The sequence below is a fragment of the Streptomyces hilarionis genome (assembly GCF_024539675.1).
Classification (GTDB): Bacteria; Actinomycetota; Actinomycetes; order Streptomycetales; family Streptomycetaceae; genus Streptomyces; species Streptomyces hilarionis.
In genome coordinates, this window is the sequence record NZ_JAHHIT010000600.1 from 1 (window position 1) to 317 (window position 317).

Sequence of the window (317 nt, forward strand, 5' to 3'; positions counted from 1 at the left end):
GTCCTACATAGTTGAACATGAGCACTAGAGCGTCGTTGGTTTGGTCGCCACGCCAAGTCAACAAATGAGTTTTCGAGTCAGAGCCGTAGGTGAATTCATGTGCTAGCCCGAGAGATCTGAAGGATTTACGGGCTTCGCTCAACAGCTCCTGCGCTTTGCTATCGATGAAGGGGCAGGGCGTTATTTCAGTCAGTACGGCCCTCATCTCCTCTCTTACATGGTCATGTACCGTCGCACCAAGCCCGTCGAATTGGGGTGGCTGACCGCCTCGAGCGGCGGTTACGACGATCACCTTTTTTTCGATATCTACATCCAGT

At 52.4% G+C, this 317-nt stretch carries 1 protein-coding gene; it reads right to left on the minus strand.

Features of this window, described 5'->3' with window-relative positions; genetic code table 11:
• Window positions 1–205: hypothetical protein (locus tag KMS84_RS44315; RefSeq protein ID WP_256921508.1), on the minus strand; the 205-nt coding region annotated here is incomplete at its 3' end.
• Between the last annotated feature and the right edge of the window lie 112 nt (window positions 206–317).